This window comes from Bordetella tumulicola, from assembly GCF_965138755.1.
In the GTDB taxonomy this organism is placed as follows: Bacteria; Pseudomonadota; Gammaproteobacteria; order Burkholderiales; family Burkholderiaceae_B; genus Bordetella_A; species Bordetella_A tumulicola.
In genome coordinates, this window is sequence record NZ_CBCSFP010000002.1 from 493,624 (window position 1) to 507,649 (window position 14,026).

The window sequence follows — 14,026 nt, forward strand, 5'->3', positions numbered from 1 at the left end:
ACATGGGCCGTAGAGGTTTTGTCGACGGGATGAAGGAAATCCTTCAGTCTGCGTAGGTAACTCCAGTCGGTGCTCGGTTCCACAGCAGCGGGAAAAACGTGAGCCGACAATCCTCTGAAAGGGCAGCGATGAGGTTGCATCAGGGTAAATCTCTATCCGACACTGGGAACCCGATGCTGGCTTCGAGTTACTCACGATGGCCGATAGGGCTGGCTATATTCAATCCGGCCCGATTAACAAATCAACGATCTTGTGAGTGGAGTGTTTCAATGACCCATGCTCGTTCGTCCGTGACTCTCCAACCCGCCAGTGATATCGGGCGTCGCGGCGATTTGGACCGCGATAGCGCTGGGGGTGTCGCGTTGCTGCTGGCCCTTCAGGAAGAGAACTACGATGTCGCCGCAGCCTTGATCAATCAAGGCGCAAACGTCAACAGCATCACCCATACAGGCGAGAAGGCGCTCAGCCTCGCCACCAAGCGTAATGCGCTGTTTGTCGTTCGTCTGCTGTGTGATCAAGCGCACATTGATATCAACGCCGCGGATCGGAACGGCGTGACGGCCTTGATGCATGCTGCCGATTATGCGGATAGGTACTTTGATCCCACTGTCTTGAATTTCCTGCTGTCGTCGGGAGCGGATGCCGAGCTGTGTGATGGCGAGGGATGTACCGCCCTACTGCGCGCAGCAAAGGGCACATGTTATTTCGCCTTGGAGAAACTCATTGAGGGCGGAGCTGAAACACGAGCGTTGGATGCGAATGGATGCGGCGCCATGATGCTTGCGGCGAAACATGGAAACTTCTCCGTATTGGAGTATTTGCTTCAGCACCGTGATATCTCCCTGATTCAAGAGGTGCGCGGCGTGGCACACGAGGGTGTCGGCTGATGCCGCATACCAGGTGATGTATTCGAATACCCCCATACGGCCTAGTGGCGAGACGGCCGGAACCTGACGCACAGACGGGTTACTCATAGCGCATGCCATACCCTGATTGCCTGACGCCTGCTGTGTCAACCTCGGTAATTCGTTGATTAAAGGATTGGAATAATGATGATCGCATCTTCTCTTTATGCCGCTGGCCAGTACGCGTTGCGTTACTTGCCGGCACTCGGCGACACCTCACAGCGCAAAGCAGCGCTATTGGCGGCATTGATCGGCGCCGTTGAAAATAACGACGTGGATGCCATTGAGGACCTTCTCGGCGGGGCTTCCGATGTTGCGCTGATTGCCGAAGGGATAAGGGAGTCAGCGCACTCACCGTTGCATGCGGCTGCCGCGGTCGGTCATGTCAAGGCATTGCGCGCCATGCTGAGCACGCTGCCCTCCGATTTTGTTGAGCTCCCTGACGAGAGTGGCCGGGACCTTCTGGTGCTCGCTACGCAGCATGATCAGATAGACGTTTTGCGGGAGTTGTTGCCATCCCCGAATATGTCATACAGTGCCCAGATTGCTACGCTAGTCTCGCCCACCGTAAGCACCATAAAGAATTTTCTGGGTTATGAGGTGCGAGCGACTAGGGTCAATACGCTCGATGCCGAACAAAATAGTCTGGTCAGTCTGGCCGCGAGATACGGGTATGTCGAGGTAGTCGCTTTTCTGATTGAGAAGGGGGCCGATGTGCATCTGAAGAATCGCTCAGGGCAGGATGCGTTGATGTGCGCCGTGCACACAGGCTCGCTTGACACGGTTCAGTTGCTGGTGGAGGCGGGAGCCGATGTTCATTCTCGCGACCGCCGCGAGCGGTCGGTGTTGCATTACGCTGCCATTCGCCAAGAGGCCAACATGGTGCGCTATTTAATCGACGAGCATGGCATCGATGTAAACGCGAGCGATTGGGAGAAAAGAACACCCCTTTTCTATGTGAGAGATCGACAGGTTGCCGAGCTTTTCATCGATAACGGGGCAGACGTCGATCATCCAGACGAATATCGCCAGACGCCGCTGATGTTCGCGGCCTGGACTGGAAATAAGCCTCTCGAGCAGTACCTTCGTGAGGTCGGGGCCAATCCTACACGCACAAACGCGCGAGGCCGATCCGCGGACGATATGGCCCGAGCCCGGGATCAGATTATTCCTGAGAAGGCCATGATAAGCCTGGCACCAATGCTTGTGGTTGGTCAGCATCCCGATCTTGAGTGATAGAGAAAGTATCGCTGGCTGGCATGTTTTTGACGCTTTCTCGGTGGAACTCATCCGGCCTTGCCGTTACTCATGGCTGGAGTTCAACCCGTTGCACCGCGCCTCGCGTTCGAAGCCCCAGGTGCGATGATTTTCAAGCGGAGTGCTGCAATCATGATTTCCCATGCTTTAAAGTCTGCGATCGATTTTTTCTCCAGTCATACCGCATCGGCGACTACGGAAACCTCGCTAGAGGGCGAACATCAATCAGAGTCGGACTCGGGTACGCTGTGCGATCTCGTTAAGAACCGCGATGCAGACGGCGTAAAAGCGTTGTTCGCGAACGATAGCAGGCAGCAACTGATCGAGGGTCTTCGCGATGATATCGACAGCGGATGGAATGACGTTCTGGGTCAGGTCGACAATCAAGAGATGTGGGACACGTTGATTCGCGTAGTCCCTCACGATCTTCTTGATCGTCCCGACGGCCTGGGCCGGGCCCCTTTGTCATACGCGGCAGAAAATAACAATGTGGTCGCTCTCAAGGCGTTGTTAGCGGCGAATGTGTCAGCTGACGCTGTGGATAATCGTGGATACACGGCATTGATGTGGGCCGCTGTTTCGGGGTTTGTGGATGCCGTGAAAGTGTTGTTGGGTTTTGAGGCCGGCTCGACTGATGATGCGAGTTCACTCCGGGCCGATATCAACCGTCAGGACAACAACGGAAACAGCGCGCTCATGCTGGCCATTAAAGCGAAAAGTCTCGATGCCGTAAAAGTGTTGAGTAAGCATGGTGCGCGTATCGACATTGCAAATGACTATGGAGACGACGCCTTGCACCTCGCTGTCTCGATGGAAGACTCCGCCATTCTGAAGCACCTGGTCAATCAGTGTTCGCCTGATCTCGACAAGACAGACAATGAAGGGAAAACGCTCTCGATGCGTGCGGTGGATTTTGCCGCTAAAGCGCGTGGTGGGTACAGGACACTGGAATTCCTGCTAAGCCTCAAGCCTGACCTTGAGGTCCAGAGCAAAGAAGGGTGCACCGTATTGCTACACGCGGCACGCGCAGCCGATGGCACCGTTTTGGATGCGCTCATTAAGGCAGGGGCCAACATTAACGCGACGGACCTGGATAGAGCCTCCGCATTGCATATTGCTTCTCGATCCAATCCGTCTGGCTTGAAGCGTCTGATTCAAGTGCCTTCTATTGATGTCAACATGACAGACGGGCGGGGAAGGACCCCATTGTTTGTCGCCGTCGAGGTCGATAATTACGCTGCAGTCGAGGCGCTGCTGGAACACAACGCGGATGTGAATGCGAAGAGAGACGATGGGGCGACTGCTTTGTGGGTGGCGCAACGCGATGACAATGACGACACCGTGACATTGTTGGGAAGGTACGGAGCAAAGAGCTCTGAACCGAAGCTGTCGGATCGCGAGCGCCAGGACGAAGCGTTCCTTGAGGAGCTATTGCGAGCACAAGAGGCTTCTTCGTCAGCCGAGAGTAGTACGGGCAATCAGCCCGTGTAGATTTACTATTGCAGAAATACTATCGAACAACGCTTTCGCGTTACTCGATAGTATTTGCGTCAAGTCGACTTTGGTGCCTTTAGCGCAGCGTGATATTGCGCGACATAGGTATCGAAGTCGACTTCGTCGTTCTGCTCCAGTCGGGCTTGCTCGTCACGGGATTGCGTTACGCCCTCGGCATACGCGGCCGCGACGTCCGATGGTAACGGCTGGGCACGCAGGGTATCCGCGTGTTGGCGGCTACGTTGCAGAGAGTAGTCGTGAAACGACAGCCCGCTGTCTCGCAGGTCGCTGAGCAGGCGCGCCGAAGGCGTGTCGTCCGCATGGTCCAGCTTGTGGCGCTGGGCTTGCAATGCACGTGCATAGGCGTCGCCACCTATGGCTTGGTCGTACAGCGCGGCATAAGGCGCAATTTGGTCTAGCAACTCATGGCCCCAGACGGGCAGACCGATAGCGGTGCCGTCGCGATCAAGTTGCAAGCCCGGTTTGCGGCCTTCTTTGACCACAAGAGAAAAATTATCCGCGCTGCGTTGGCAGTAGCCATTTTCTGTGAAATACGGGCTGTCAGACGCCGCACAGAACAGCAGGAATGCATCCATGAAACGTGCCGTGTCGGCGGCGATACCCACGGGTTCGTAGGGATCAATGTCGAGACAACGGACCTCGACGTATTGCACGCCACGCTGGGATAGCGCGGTAATCGGACGTTCGCAGCGGCCCGTGGCGCGTTTGGGGCGAATGCTGGAGTAGTACTCGTTTTCGATCTGCAGGACGTTGGTGTTGAGCTGGATCCATTCGCCATTGCGGTGTGTGCCGATGGCTTGGTAGTCGGGCCAGGGCTGAGTGACTGCCTCGTAGAGGCGACCCAGAAAGGTGTCCAGGTCGTTGTAGCAAAGTTTGAGCTGTGATTGGGCCTTGCTTTGATAGCCCAGGTCGCTCATGCGTAGGCTGGTGGCATAGGGTAAATATAGGGTGTCGGCACCCAATGTTTGCAATTGCGACGTGTTGTCGCCCATGAACTGGCGCGATAGCGCAGGCGCGGCGCCGAACAGGTACATCAGCAGCCAAGAGTAACGGGTGAAATTGCGGATCAGGCCGATGTAACCCCGCGAGCGTTGGTCGCGCGAGTCCGAGGAGCCGGGAGCCAGGATGTCCCACAGTTCGTCGGGCAGCGAAAAGTTGTAGTGCACGCCAGCGATACATTGCATGGCTTTACCGTAGCGTTCGGCGAGGCCGCGTCGATAGACGTGCTTGAGCATCCCCGTATTGGATGTGCCGTACCAGGCAATGGGGATGTCTGCCTCGGCCGGCAAGGCCGCTGGCATGGATTGGTTCCAGATCGTCTCGTTCTCGAGCACGCTGTAGACGAAGCGATGGGTGTTTTCCAGCTCGGTGAGCAGCGAGTCGACGCGCGCGTGGGTGCCCGTGATCAGCTCGAGCAGGGCTTCGGAATAGTCCGTTGTGACGTAGGCGTTGGTCAGGGCAGAGCCTAACCCCGCAGGATGCGGTGTACGGGACAGGTGGCCCTGGGCATCGACGCGCAAACCTTCTTTTTCGATGCCGCGCAGGGTCTGGGCGAGCAGGGCGGTATGGGCCTGGAGGCGGGCCAAGCGGCTGGCAGCGGTATCGGTCACAGTCATAGGAGTTTTTTAATATCGAGGCCGGATTTTACGGGGAGTGAGGGTTTTCTGCCGAGGTAACCTCGCTATGATCCTGGGATCGGAGACAATCCGATCGTACTATTATGTGCAATGGAGACCGTAACGTTATGATTTTCCGGCTGTTTCGTTTGTGTTTGCCGCGTGTGCGCTTGCTACAGATGTTGTGTGCCGTGGGGCTGTTGGCGGCATGTTCACCCAGTTACAACTGGCGCGAAATGATGGTGGCCGATGGTCATGCCACAGTGGCATTTCCGGCGCGAGTACAGACGGAGACCCGTACGATAACCCTGAACGGCGAGACGTTGTCTTTTACGTTGACATCGGCGCAGGTCGACAAGGCGATGTTTGCCATAGGGAGTGCGCCCTTGCCCGAGGAGATCGCGCGGGACCCCGTGGCGCGAGAGGCGCTGGGGCAGGCGGTGATGCGATCGCTGTATGTCAATCTGGGAGCACAGGCGCCGCCGTCTTTGCCGGATTTTGGCGATGAGATCGTGGCGCGGGGCCGCATGGGAGACCAGTCGGGCTGGCTGATGGCACGGGTATGGGTGACAGACACCATGTTGATTGATGCGGTGGCGGCGGGCACGGATCAGGATTTGCCGTTGGAGCGCGCGCAGGAGTTCGTGCGTTCGGTAAAACTGCATCGGTAATGATTAGCAACAGCTCGAGTCTGAGCGCCATGGCGACGGCGGCGCGTCGGCCGCGGACACCGAGTTTGGTGCAGGCATTACCGATGTGGAAGTTGACGGTGCGCTCGCTGATACCCAGGATGGTGCCGGTTTCCCAACTGGTTTTTCCCCACGATGACCAATGCAGGCAGACGATCTCGCGGTTGGAAAGAGGTGTTTCTTGCATAAGATATGTGACGGAGAATCCCCGGAAGGGATGGCGGACTACGAGTGAGAGAGCGGAGATTTTCCCTGCAATCCATGGAGCTTGTCGCGAACTGCGGGCGCGGCGGTTGTTATCGGACGTATCTGAGGCGGACACATCCAGGTCGTTGAACTGATGCTGGTTTATCGGCCCCTTTTTCAAGGGGAAAGACGCGTCAACGCTAGTGGCTACGCTTGCAGGTTCCCCGGAGGGTGGCACGGCCGGTGTCGCGGGTGACTACGGCGGCCTATGGGTATCAAGGGCAGGTATCGCGGGCCGCGCTGGGGGATAGGATCCAGGTATGAATTCTCGGGAGTGTTAAAATCTCCTCCTCAAACCGGCGCCGATTTGCCTGATCCGCTTGCGGGCGCCTCTATAAATCCAGCTAAAGAGGTCCGTATGACCGCTCCTGCCTTGCATTCCGCCGCGGGGTTTGCCCCCGATATCGTCCACTCGCCTGCCGCGCCCGCGCTCGTTGCGCCCGGTTCGGTGGGGGTCGTGACCCCTCAGTTCATCCGCTTTGACGAACCGCTGCCGTTGGCCAGTGGGCAGTCGCTACAGTCCTATGAGTTGGCTGTGGAAACCTATGGCACGCTGAATGCACAGCGCACAAATGCCGTGCTGGTGTGTCATGCCTTGAACGCCTCGCATCACGTGGCGGGCGTTGCTCACAATGATCCCAAAGATATTGGCTGGTGGGACAACATGGTGGGGCCCGGCAAACCGCTCGATACCGATATCTATTTTGTCATCGGGGTCAATAACCTCGGCTCGTGTTTCGGGTCTACGGGGCCGGCCAGTATTAATCCGGAGACGGGCCTGCCTTGGGGGGCCGCGTTTCCCGTCTTGACGGTCGAAGATTGGGTGCATGCTCAGGCACGCCTGGCGGATCATTTCGGGATCCAGCGATTTGCCGCCGTCATGGGGGGGTCGCTGGGCGGTATGCAGGCGTTGAGCTGGGCGATTACCTGCCCCGAGCGTGTGGCGCATTGCGTGGTCGTGGCCAGCACGCCGCGTTTGTCCGCGCAGAATATCGGGTTTAACGAAGTGGCCCGGCGCTCCATTATTACGGACCCGGATTTTCATGGGGGTGATTATTACGCGCAGCAAACGGTACCCCGCCGCGGGTTGTCGGTCGCGCGCATGATTGGCCATATTACGTACCTGTCCGATGACGATATGGCTGAGAAATTCGGCCGTACTCAGCGTGAACCGGCCGAGGGTGGCGCCTATCGCTATGGCTACGACGTGGAGTTCGAGGTCGAGTCATATTTGCGTTATCAGGGTGAAAAATTCACGCGTTATTTCGACGCGAATACCTATCTGCTGATTACACGCGCGCTGGATTATTTTGATCCCGCGCGTAATACGGGCGGCGATTTGGCGCGCGCGTTGGCGCCGGCCAAGGCGGATTTCCTACTGGTATCGTTTACGACCGATTGGCGCTTCCCGCCTGAGCGTTCGCGAGAAATCGTGCGCGCGTTGCTCAAGAACAGCAGCCCGGTGACCTATGCGGAAATTGATGCGCCGCACGGGCATGACGCGTTTTTGCTGGACGACTCGCGCTATCACGCGGTCGTGCGGGGTTACTACGAACGCATCGCACGAGAGTTGGGACTAGAGGCCCTCGTCGCAGGAGAGTCTGAATGAGTGCGGTGTTGGCTAAGCCTGGGCGGACAGGGCATGTGCGTCCCGATTTGATTCGTATTGCCAGCTGGATCGAGCCGGGTAGCCGGGTATTGGATCTGGGCTGTGGCGATGGCGCCTTGCTGGCATACTTGCGCGATGAGCAGCAGGTGCATGGCGCAGGCGTCGAGATCGATGATCAGCATGTGATCGCGTGCGTTCAGCGTGGCGTCGAGGTCCTGCAATTGAACCTCGAGGATGGTCTGGCGCTGTTTGACGACAAGCAGTTCGATACCGTGGTGCTGTCGCAGACGCTGCAGTCGATGCATCGTACCGAGCATATCTTGCGCGAAATGGCGCGAGTGGCACGCTATGGCATCGTGTCTTTTCCCAATTTCGGCTATTGGCCGCATGGTTGGTCGATTTTGCGCGGGCGCATGCCAGTGACGGGGCAGATGCCTTACCAGTGGTACAACACGCCCAATATCCACCTGTGTACGCTGCGCGATTTTGAGATCCTGGCGGCAGATCTGAATTTGCGTATTCTGGAGCGCGCCACGTTTCACGAAGGGCGCGAGATCAAGGTACTGCCCGGTTGGCGCAGCACACTCGCCGTCTATCGCTACGCGTCGGCCTGATCTGGCTGGCGGTCGCACGACCATTGGTTAATATGCGGGATGTTTGGCGCTCGCTGCGCCATGGTTGTCAGGAGATCCCCTATTACTGCTGCCTCGCACGTCTATTTCGGTCGCCGGGTCGCCCCGTTGCTGGTGTTGGGTTTTGCCAGCGGCTTGCCGATCGCACTAACGGGTGGCACGTTGCAGGCGTGGGCCACGGTCGAACAAGTATCCCTGGAAGAAATCGGCTTTCTGACGCTAGTCGGCTCGGCATATACGCTGAAATTCTTGTGGGCGCCGCTGCTGGATCGCTACGTGCCTCCCTGGTTGGGACGCCGGCGTGGCTGGATGCTGTTGACACAGTTGTTGCTGGCCGCAAGCATCATGGCGATGGGACTGCTGTCGCCTGGATCCGCTTTGCTGCCTTTGGCGCTGTTGGCCGTAATGGTGGCGTTTTTCTCTGCTACGCAGGACATCGTCTTTGATGCCTATAGCACGGACGTGTTGCATCGGGATGAGCGGGGGGCAGGGGTTGCGCTAAAAGTACTGGGGTACCGGCTAGCAATGGTGGTGTCAGGCGGCCTGGCCTTGATTTTGGCCGATCAGTGGTTGGGCTGGGGGGGCATGTACGTTTTGATGGGAGGGCTGATGCTGCTTTGTTCGGCAGCGACGTTCTGGGCGCCCGAACCCGAACAGCCTGCCACTGCCCCGCGGACGCTGAGCCTGGCCGTTGTTGAACCCTTTCGCGAGTTTTTCAGCCGGCGCGGCGCGTGGACGGTGCTGGCATTGATCGTGTTGTACAAGCTCGGGGACGCGTTTGCGGGCGCGCTCTCGACGACTTTTCTGATTCGTGGAGCGGGGTTTGACCCCACCGAGGTCGGGACGGTGAACAAGGTGCTGGGATTGGTCGCCACGATTGTCGGGGCGCTGGCGGGTGGTTCGTTGATGACGCGCTGGGGGCTATATCGTTCCTTGATGGCGTTTGGTATTTTGCAGGCAATTTCCAATCTGGGATATTGGGTGATCTCGGTCAGCCCTAAAAGCATTTGGCTGATGGGGACCGCCGTCGGTGTCGAGAACTTGTGCGGCGGCCTGGGTACCGCGTCGTTTGTCGCCTTGTTGATGGGCTTGTGCCAGCAACGATTTTCGGCGACGCAGTTTGCCTTGCTGTCGGCGCTGTCGGCGGTGGGGCGGATCTATCTGGCGGGGCCGTTTACGCCACCGTTAGTGCGGTGGCTGGATTGGCCGGGATTCTTCTTGTTGACGGTGGCGATTGCCGTGCCTGGGTTGTTACTGCTGTGGAACCAGCGCCGAACGATCGAGGCCCTGGAGCCACGGGCATGATCGGTCCAGCGGTTTTAGATCGACCGTTTCGCGGTTGTGTCCTGGGTCTATCTGATGGATGGACCGAAGGGTTCTCGCACCGCTTGGTGTGGCGGTGTTTGTGAGGTGGTTATGTCTGCTGAGACGTCTACGTTATTGCTGCATACGCTGTATCTGATCGCTATTGTGGCCGAGGCGATGACGGCGGCGCTCGCGGCGGGCCGTCGCGATATGGACTGGATGGGCGTCTGTATCATTGCGTGCGTGACGGCGCTGGGCGGTGGGTCGTTGCGAGACGTGCTGCTGGGACACTATCCCCTGACTTGGGTCGCGCATCCCGAATACTTGGGGATGACAGCCGGCGCGGCGCTATTGACCGCTTTTATGGCCCCGTGGATGCGACGGTTGCGTCGCCTGTTTCTCTGGCTGGATGCGGTGGGGCTGGTGGCTTTTACGGTCATTGGCTGCCAGGTGGCACAGCATATGGAAATGTCGGTCAGCGTGGTATTGATCAGCGGCATGATTACCGGGTGCGCGGGGGGCGTCCTGCGAGATGTGCTGTGTAACGACGTGCCGCTGTTGTTTCGCAAAGAGCTCTATGCGAGTGTGTCGATCGTAACAGGGGCACTGTATGTCGGTTTGCAGACGCTGGACTGGTCTGGCAACGTTGTGGTGCCTGTGGCGCTCGCGGTGGGACTGGCTTTCCGTCTGCTGGCCTTGCGGTTTAATTGGCAAATGCCGCGCTTTGTGTACCGGGATGACTGGCACTGAGGGATATTGCGCCGCGCGCAGCACAAAAAACGGCCCGGCGTATTGGCCGGACCGTTGATCCCTGCGGGGTCAAGCGGGCTTAATATAGGCCCTGCTGGCGCATCGCGTCGGCGACCTTGACGAAGCCCGCAATGTTGGCGCCATCCAGATAGTTGACGGACGTGCCGCGACCTTGGCCGTGGCGAACGCAGTTTTCGTGGATGTCACGCATGATGGCGTGCAAACGTTGGTCGACTTCGTCGCGTGTCCATGGCAGGCGGATGGCGTTTTGGCTCATCTCCAGGCCCGATACCGCAACGCCACCGGCGTTACTCGCCTTGCCTGGCGCGTATAGCACGCCGGCTTCGATGAAGGCCTTGGCGGCATCCAGCGTAGCAGGCATGTTGGCGCCTTCTGCGACGCACTTGACGCCATTGGCGATCAACGTGCGGGCGTCTTCGAGCTCCAGTTCGTTTTGCGTGGCGCAGGGCAGCGCGATGTCTACCGGGATATGCCAGGGGCGTTTGCCGGCCAGATAGGTCAGCTTGAATTGGCCGGCGTATTCGGCCAGGCGGCCGCGCAGGTCATTTTTCAGATGCATCAACGCGGCCAGTTTCTCGTGGGTAAAGCCGGCTTCGTCGACGACGGTGCCTTCGGAGTCAGAGACGGTGACCACGCGTGCGCCCAGGATCATGGCTTTTTCGATCGCGTACTGAGCAACGTTGCCGGAGCCCGACACCGAAACGCGCAGGCCGTCAAACGACAAGCCGGTACGCTTGAGCATTTCCTCGGCAAAATAAACGGTGCCGTAGCCGGTGGCCTCGGGACGAATCAGGCTACCGCCAAAGGTCAGCCCTTTGCCGGTGAAGACGCTGGCCGCCGAGTTCGACAGTTTTTTCATCATGCCGGCCATGAAGCCGACTTCGCGTGCGCCAACGCCCATGTCACCAGCGGGTACGTCCGTATCGGGGCCTAAATGACGGTGCAATTCGAGCATGAGCGCCTGGCAGAAGCGCATGACCTCGGCGTCGGATTTACCCTTGGGGTCGAAATCCGATCCGCCTTTACCGCCGCCCATTGGCAAGGTGGTCAAGGCGTTTTTCAACGTTTGCTCGAAACCCAGGAATTTCAACACCGACAGATTGACCGACGGATGAAAGCGCATACCGCCCTTGTAAGGGCCGATTGCCGAGCTGTGCTGTACACGGAATGCGCGATTGACGTGCGCCTTACCCTGGTCGTCCGTCCAGCAAACGCGGAATTGAATCACGCGCTCGGGTTCTACCAAGCGCTCAAGCAGCGCTTGTTCGGCGTAATGGGGGTGCTGCGCGAGGAACGGCCACAAGCTGGCCATGACTTCGTGCACGGCTTGCATAAATTCGGGCTGTTGCGGGTCGCGCACAGCGACCTGACGCAAAAAGTCGTCAAGACTTTGCAATTTCAACGGGGTCTCCTGGGGTGCCGCAAACCGGTGCATGGGCGCCCGGATGTGGTGCAATTAGATCCAAAACAGTGCGGAATGGCACTGACTCGGTGCGCAATTGTAGGTCGATCTGGATGGGGTTGCAAAAAATATCCAGCCCGAAACCCGCATGGATATTGACGTTACGCCGAGCCTATATTGGGGACGCAACAAAAAGACTAACCGTTCAGGTTCTGGGTGATTGAGGTGTTACCCAAAGGAAAGGCCGTGTTCTCCTCTGAGAATAATGCGTCCCTATTTATTGCGGTAATAAAAGGGCCATAATCGGTCAGGCAAGCACTATGAAGTCATGCGGCCGATCACTCTTCAAAAAAGATAATGCAACCCGTTTTGGGATTTATATGTCCCCATTTATTATTTTGCTCAGATGGCGTGGCTTTGACCATCTGAGCCGTGATTTATAGTGTGGTGTCGTAGTCGATGGTAAGCGGCGCGTGATCGCTGAAGCGCTCGTCTTTGTAGATGGCAACGCTGCGCGCGCGCGCGGCGATGCCGGGCGTGGCGATCTGATAATCGATACGCCACCCCACGTTCTTGGCCCAGGCTTGGCCACGGTTGCTCCACCATGTGTATTGGTCAGGACGATCATCCAGTTGGCGAAAGACATCGATAAATCCGCGCCGATCAAAGACCTCGCTGAGCCAGGCACGCTCTTCCGGTAGAAAGCCGGAGTTTTTCAAGTTTCCTTTCCAGTTTTTGAGGTCGATTTCTTTGTGCGCAATGTTCCAGTCACCGCAGATCACAAATTCGCGGCCGGTTTTTTTGTGCTCTTGCATCAGCTCGTCCATCCATGGACCAAAGGTGTCCAGGAAACGATATTTGGCCTGCTGGCGTTCGTCGCCGCTAGAGCCCGAGGGCAGATACGCGCTGATGACGGACAGATTTTTCCAATCGGCGCGAATGATACGGCCTTCTGCATCGAACTCTTCGCAATCCAGGCCAATATTCACACGCTCCGCGGCATTACGCAGATATATGCCCACCCCGCTGTAACCCTTCTTGACGGCGTGGTGGAAATGGCCGGTATAGCCGGGGGGATGCCGCATGTCGTCGGTCAGGTCCGTGTCGGCAATCTTGATTTCTTGCAGGCATAGTACATCGGCGTTGTGGGTCTGCATCCAGGGTTGCAAGCCTTTGCGAAAGGCTGCCCGGATGCCATTCAGATTGAGCGAGGTAATGCGCAGCACGGCGAGAACTCCTGTATGGCGATCGACAAATGTTGGCCCTAAGGGGCGACTTTACCAGCACTGGAACGAAGCCAGCTAAAATGCGTCCCGTCTTGTTATTCATCGGAATCCCCCCGCCCATGGCTGCCATCTCCACCGATTTTGTCCGTTTTGCTCTAGACGAGAGCGTGTTGCGCTTTGGCAGTTTCAAGGTCAAGTCTGGCCGAATCAGCCCCTATTTTTTTAATGCGGGCTTGTTTAATAGCGGGGCCTCGGTGGGCCGATTGGCGCAGTTTTATGCACAGGCGTTGCTGAATTCCGGTGTGGCTTTTGACATGCTGTTCGGGCCGGCTTACAAAGGCATTCCACTGGCGACGGCCACATCGGTGGCGCTGGCGGGACACTCCGATATGCAGGGGCGTGATATCCCGTTTGCCTTTAATCGCAAAGAGGCTAAAGACCATGGCGAGGGCGGCACGCTGGTCGGTGCTCCGCTGCACGGTAAAGTGGTCATTATTGACGACGTCATTACGGCGGGCACCTCAGTGCGCGAGTCGGTCGAGATCATTCGTGCCACGGGCGCCGAGCCGGCCGCGGTGCTGATCGCCCTGGATCGCCAGGAGCGCGCTGGCCCCGATGACGCGCTATCGCCGCACTCCGCGGTGCAAGAGGTCGCCAATACCTACGGTATCCCCGTGATCAGCATTGCGTCGCTGGCGGATATTTTGACGCTGCTGCAGGACGACGACCAGTTCGCGAACCACCGTGATGCGGTACTGGCGTATCGGGCGAAATACGGCATCGCGTGACGCGCTGATTTGCCTTTTCGAAAATGCAACAGGGTCAGCGTTTGCTGACCCTGTTGCATTATTGC

General features: G+C 57.9%; 12 protein-coding genes, 1 pseudogene and 1 riboswitch. Of the genes and pseudogenes, 9 read left to right on the top strand and 4 right to left on the bottom strand.

All coding sequences use genetic code 11. The features are described from left to right. The first annotated feature begins 269 nt into the window (after nt 1–269). From ACNAZS_RS07950 to ACNAZS_RS07960, 3 genes are all read left to right on the top strand, one after another. Nucleotides 270–887: an ankyrin repeat domain-containing protein gene (locus ACNAZS_RS07950; RefSeq protein WP_415787961.1), complete on the top strand. Its 618-nt coding sequence runs from the start codon at nt 270–272 to the stop codon at nt 885–887. A gap of 162 nt (nt 888–1,049) precedes the next feature. Then, a complete protein-coding gene (locus tag ACNAZS_RS07955) occupies nt 1,050–2,141 on the top strand; it encodes an ankyrin repeat domain-containing protein (protein WP_415787963.1) in 1,092 nt (363 codons plus the stop codon). A 153-nt stretch (nt 2,142–2,294) separates the two neighbouring features. Then, on the top strand, nt 2,295–3,653 hold the full coding sequence (locus ACNAZS_RS07960) for an ankyrin repeat domain-containing protein (protein ID WP_415787965.1): 1,359 nt from the start codon (nt 2,295–2,297) through the stop codon (nt 3,651–3,653). Nucleotides 3,654–3,712: 59 nt separating this feature from the next. Here ACNAZS_RS07960 and gshA read toward each other — a convergent pair whose 3' ends face one another. Further along, nucleotides 3,713–5,287 (bottom strand): glutamate--cysteine ligase, encoded by a 1,575-nt coding sequence (gene gshA / locus ACNAZS_RS07965; RefSeq protein WP_415788866.1) that lies wholly within the window; start codon nt 5,285–5,287, stop codon nt 3,713–3,715. Between the two features lie 134 nt (nt 5,288–5,421). Between gshA and ACNAZS_RS07970 the strand changes: the two genes are divergently transcribed. Further along, on the top strand, nt 5,422–5,964 hold the full coding sequence (locus tag ACNAZS_RS07970) for a hypothetical protein (RefSeq protein ID WP_415787967.1): 543 nt from the start codon (nt 5,422–5,424) through the stop codon (nt 5,962–5,964). Here ACNAZS_RS07970 and ACNAZS_RS07975 read toward each other — a convergent pair. Further along, nucleotides 5,942–6,169 (bottom strand): annotated as a pseudogene (locus tag ACNAZS_RS07975) (LuxR C-terminal-related transcriptional regulator); the annotation flags it as partial. The gene ACNAZS_RS07970 and the pseudogene ACNAZS_RS07975 overlap by 23 nt on opposite strands. A 348-nt stretch (nt 6,170–6,517) precedes the next feature. Beyond that, nucleotides 6,518–6,597: riboswitch (SAM riboswitch) on the top strand. Here ACNAZS_RS07975 and metX point away from each other — a divergent pair. From metX to ACNAZS_RS07995, 4 genes are all read left to right on the top strand, one after another. Continuing rightward, complete coding sequence (gene metX / locus ACNAZS_RS07980; RefSeq protein WP_415787969.1) at nt 6,587–7,837, top strand: homoserine O-succinyltransferase MetX; 1,251 nt, start codon at nt 6,587–6,589, stop codon at nt 7,835–7,837. (Overlaps the previous riboswitch by 11 nt.) Continuing rightward, complete coding sequence (metW, locus tag ACNAZS_RS07985) at nt 7,834–8,451, top strand: methionine biosynthesis protein MetW (protein WP_415787971.1); 618 nt, start codon at nt 7,834–7,836, stop codon at nt 8,449–8,451. Before metX ends, metW begins: the two co-directional genes overlap by 4 nt. Nucleotides 8,452–8,511: 60 nt before the next feature. Next, nucleotides 8,512–9,774, top strand: a complete 1,263-nt coding sequence (locus tag ACNAZS_RS07990) for a muropeptide transporter (protein WP_415787973.1) — start codon at nt 8,512–8,514, stop codon at nt 9,772–9,774. Between the two features lie 111 nt (nt 9,775–9,885). Further along, nucleotides 9,886–10,524, top strand: a complete 639-nt coding sequence (locus tag ACNAZS_RS07995; RefSeq protein ID WP_415787975.1) for a trimeric intracellular cation channel family protein — start codon at nt 9,886–9,888, stop codon at nt 10,522–10,524. Between the two features lie 79 nt (nt 10,525–10,603). Here the strand turns inward: ACNAZS_RS07995 and gdhA are convergent, their stop codons facing one another. Next, a complete protein-coding gene (gdhA, locus tag ACNAZS_RS08000) occupies nt 10,604–11,947 on the bottom strand; it encodes an NADP-specific glutamate dehydrogenase (RefSeq protein ID WP_415787977.1) in 1,344 nt (447 codons plus the stop codon). A gap of 437 nt (nt 11,948–12,384) precedes the next feature. Further along, a complete protein-coding gene (locus tag ACNAZS_RS08005; RefSeq protein WP_415787979.1) occupies nt 12,385–13,173 on the bottom strand; it encodes an exodeoxyribonuclease III in 789 nt (262 codons plus the stop codon). A gap of 119 nt (nt 13,174–13,292) precedes the next feature. On the opposite strand from ACNAZS_RS08005, the gene pyrE reads away from it, so the two are divergent. After that, nucleotides 13,293–13,961 (top strand): orotate phosphoribosyltransferase, encoded by a 669-nt coding sequence (gene pyrE, locus ACNAZS_RS08010; RefSeq protein ID WP_415787981.1) that lies wholly within the window; start codon nt 13,293–13,295, stop codon nt 13,959–13,961. The last annotated feature ends 65 nt before the right edge of the window (nt 13,962–14,026 follow it).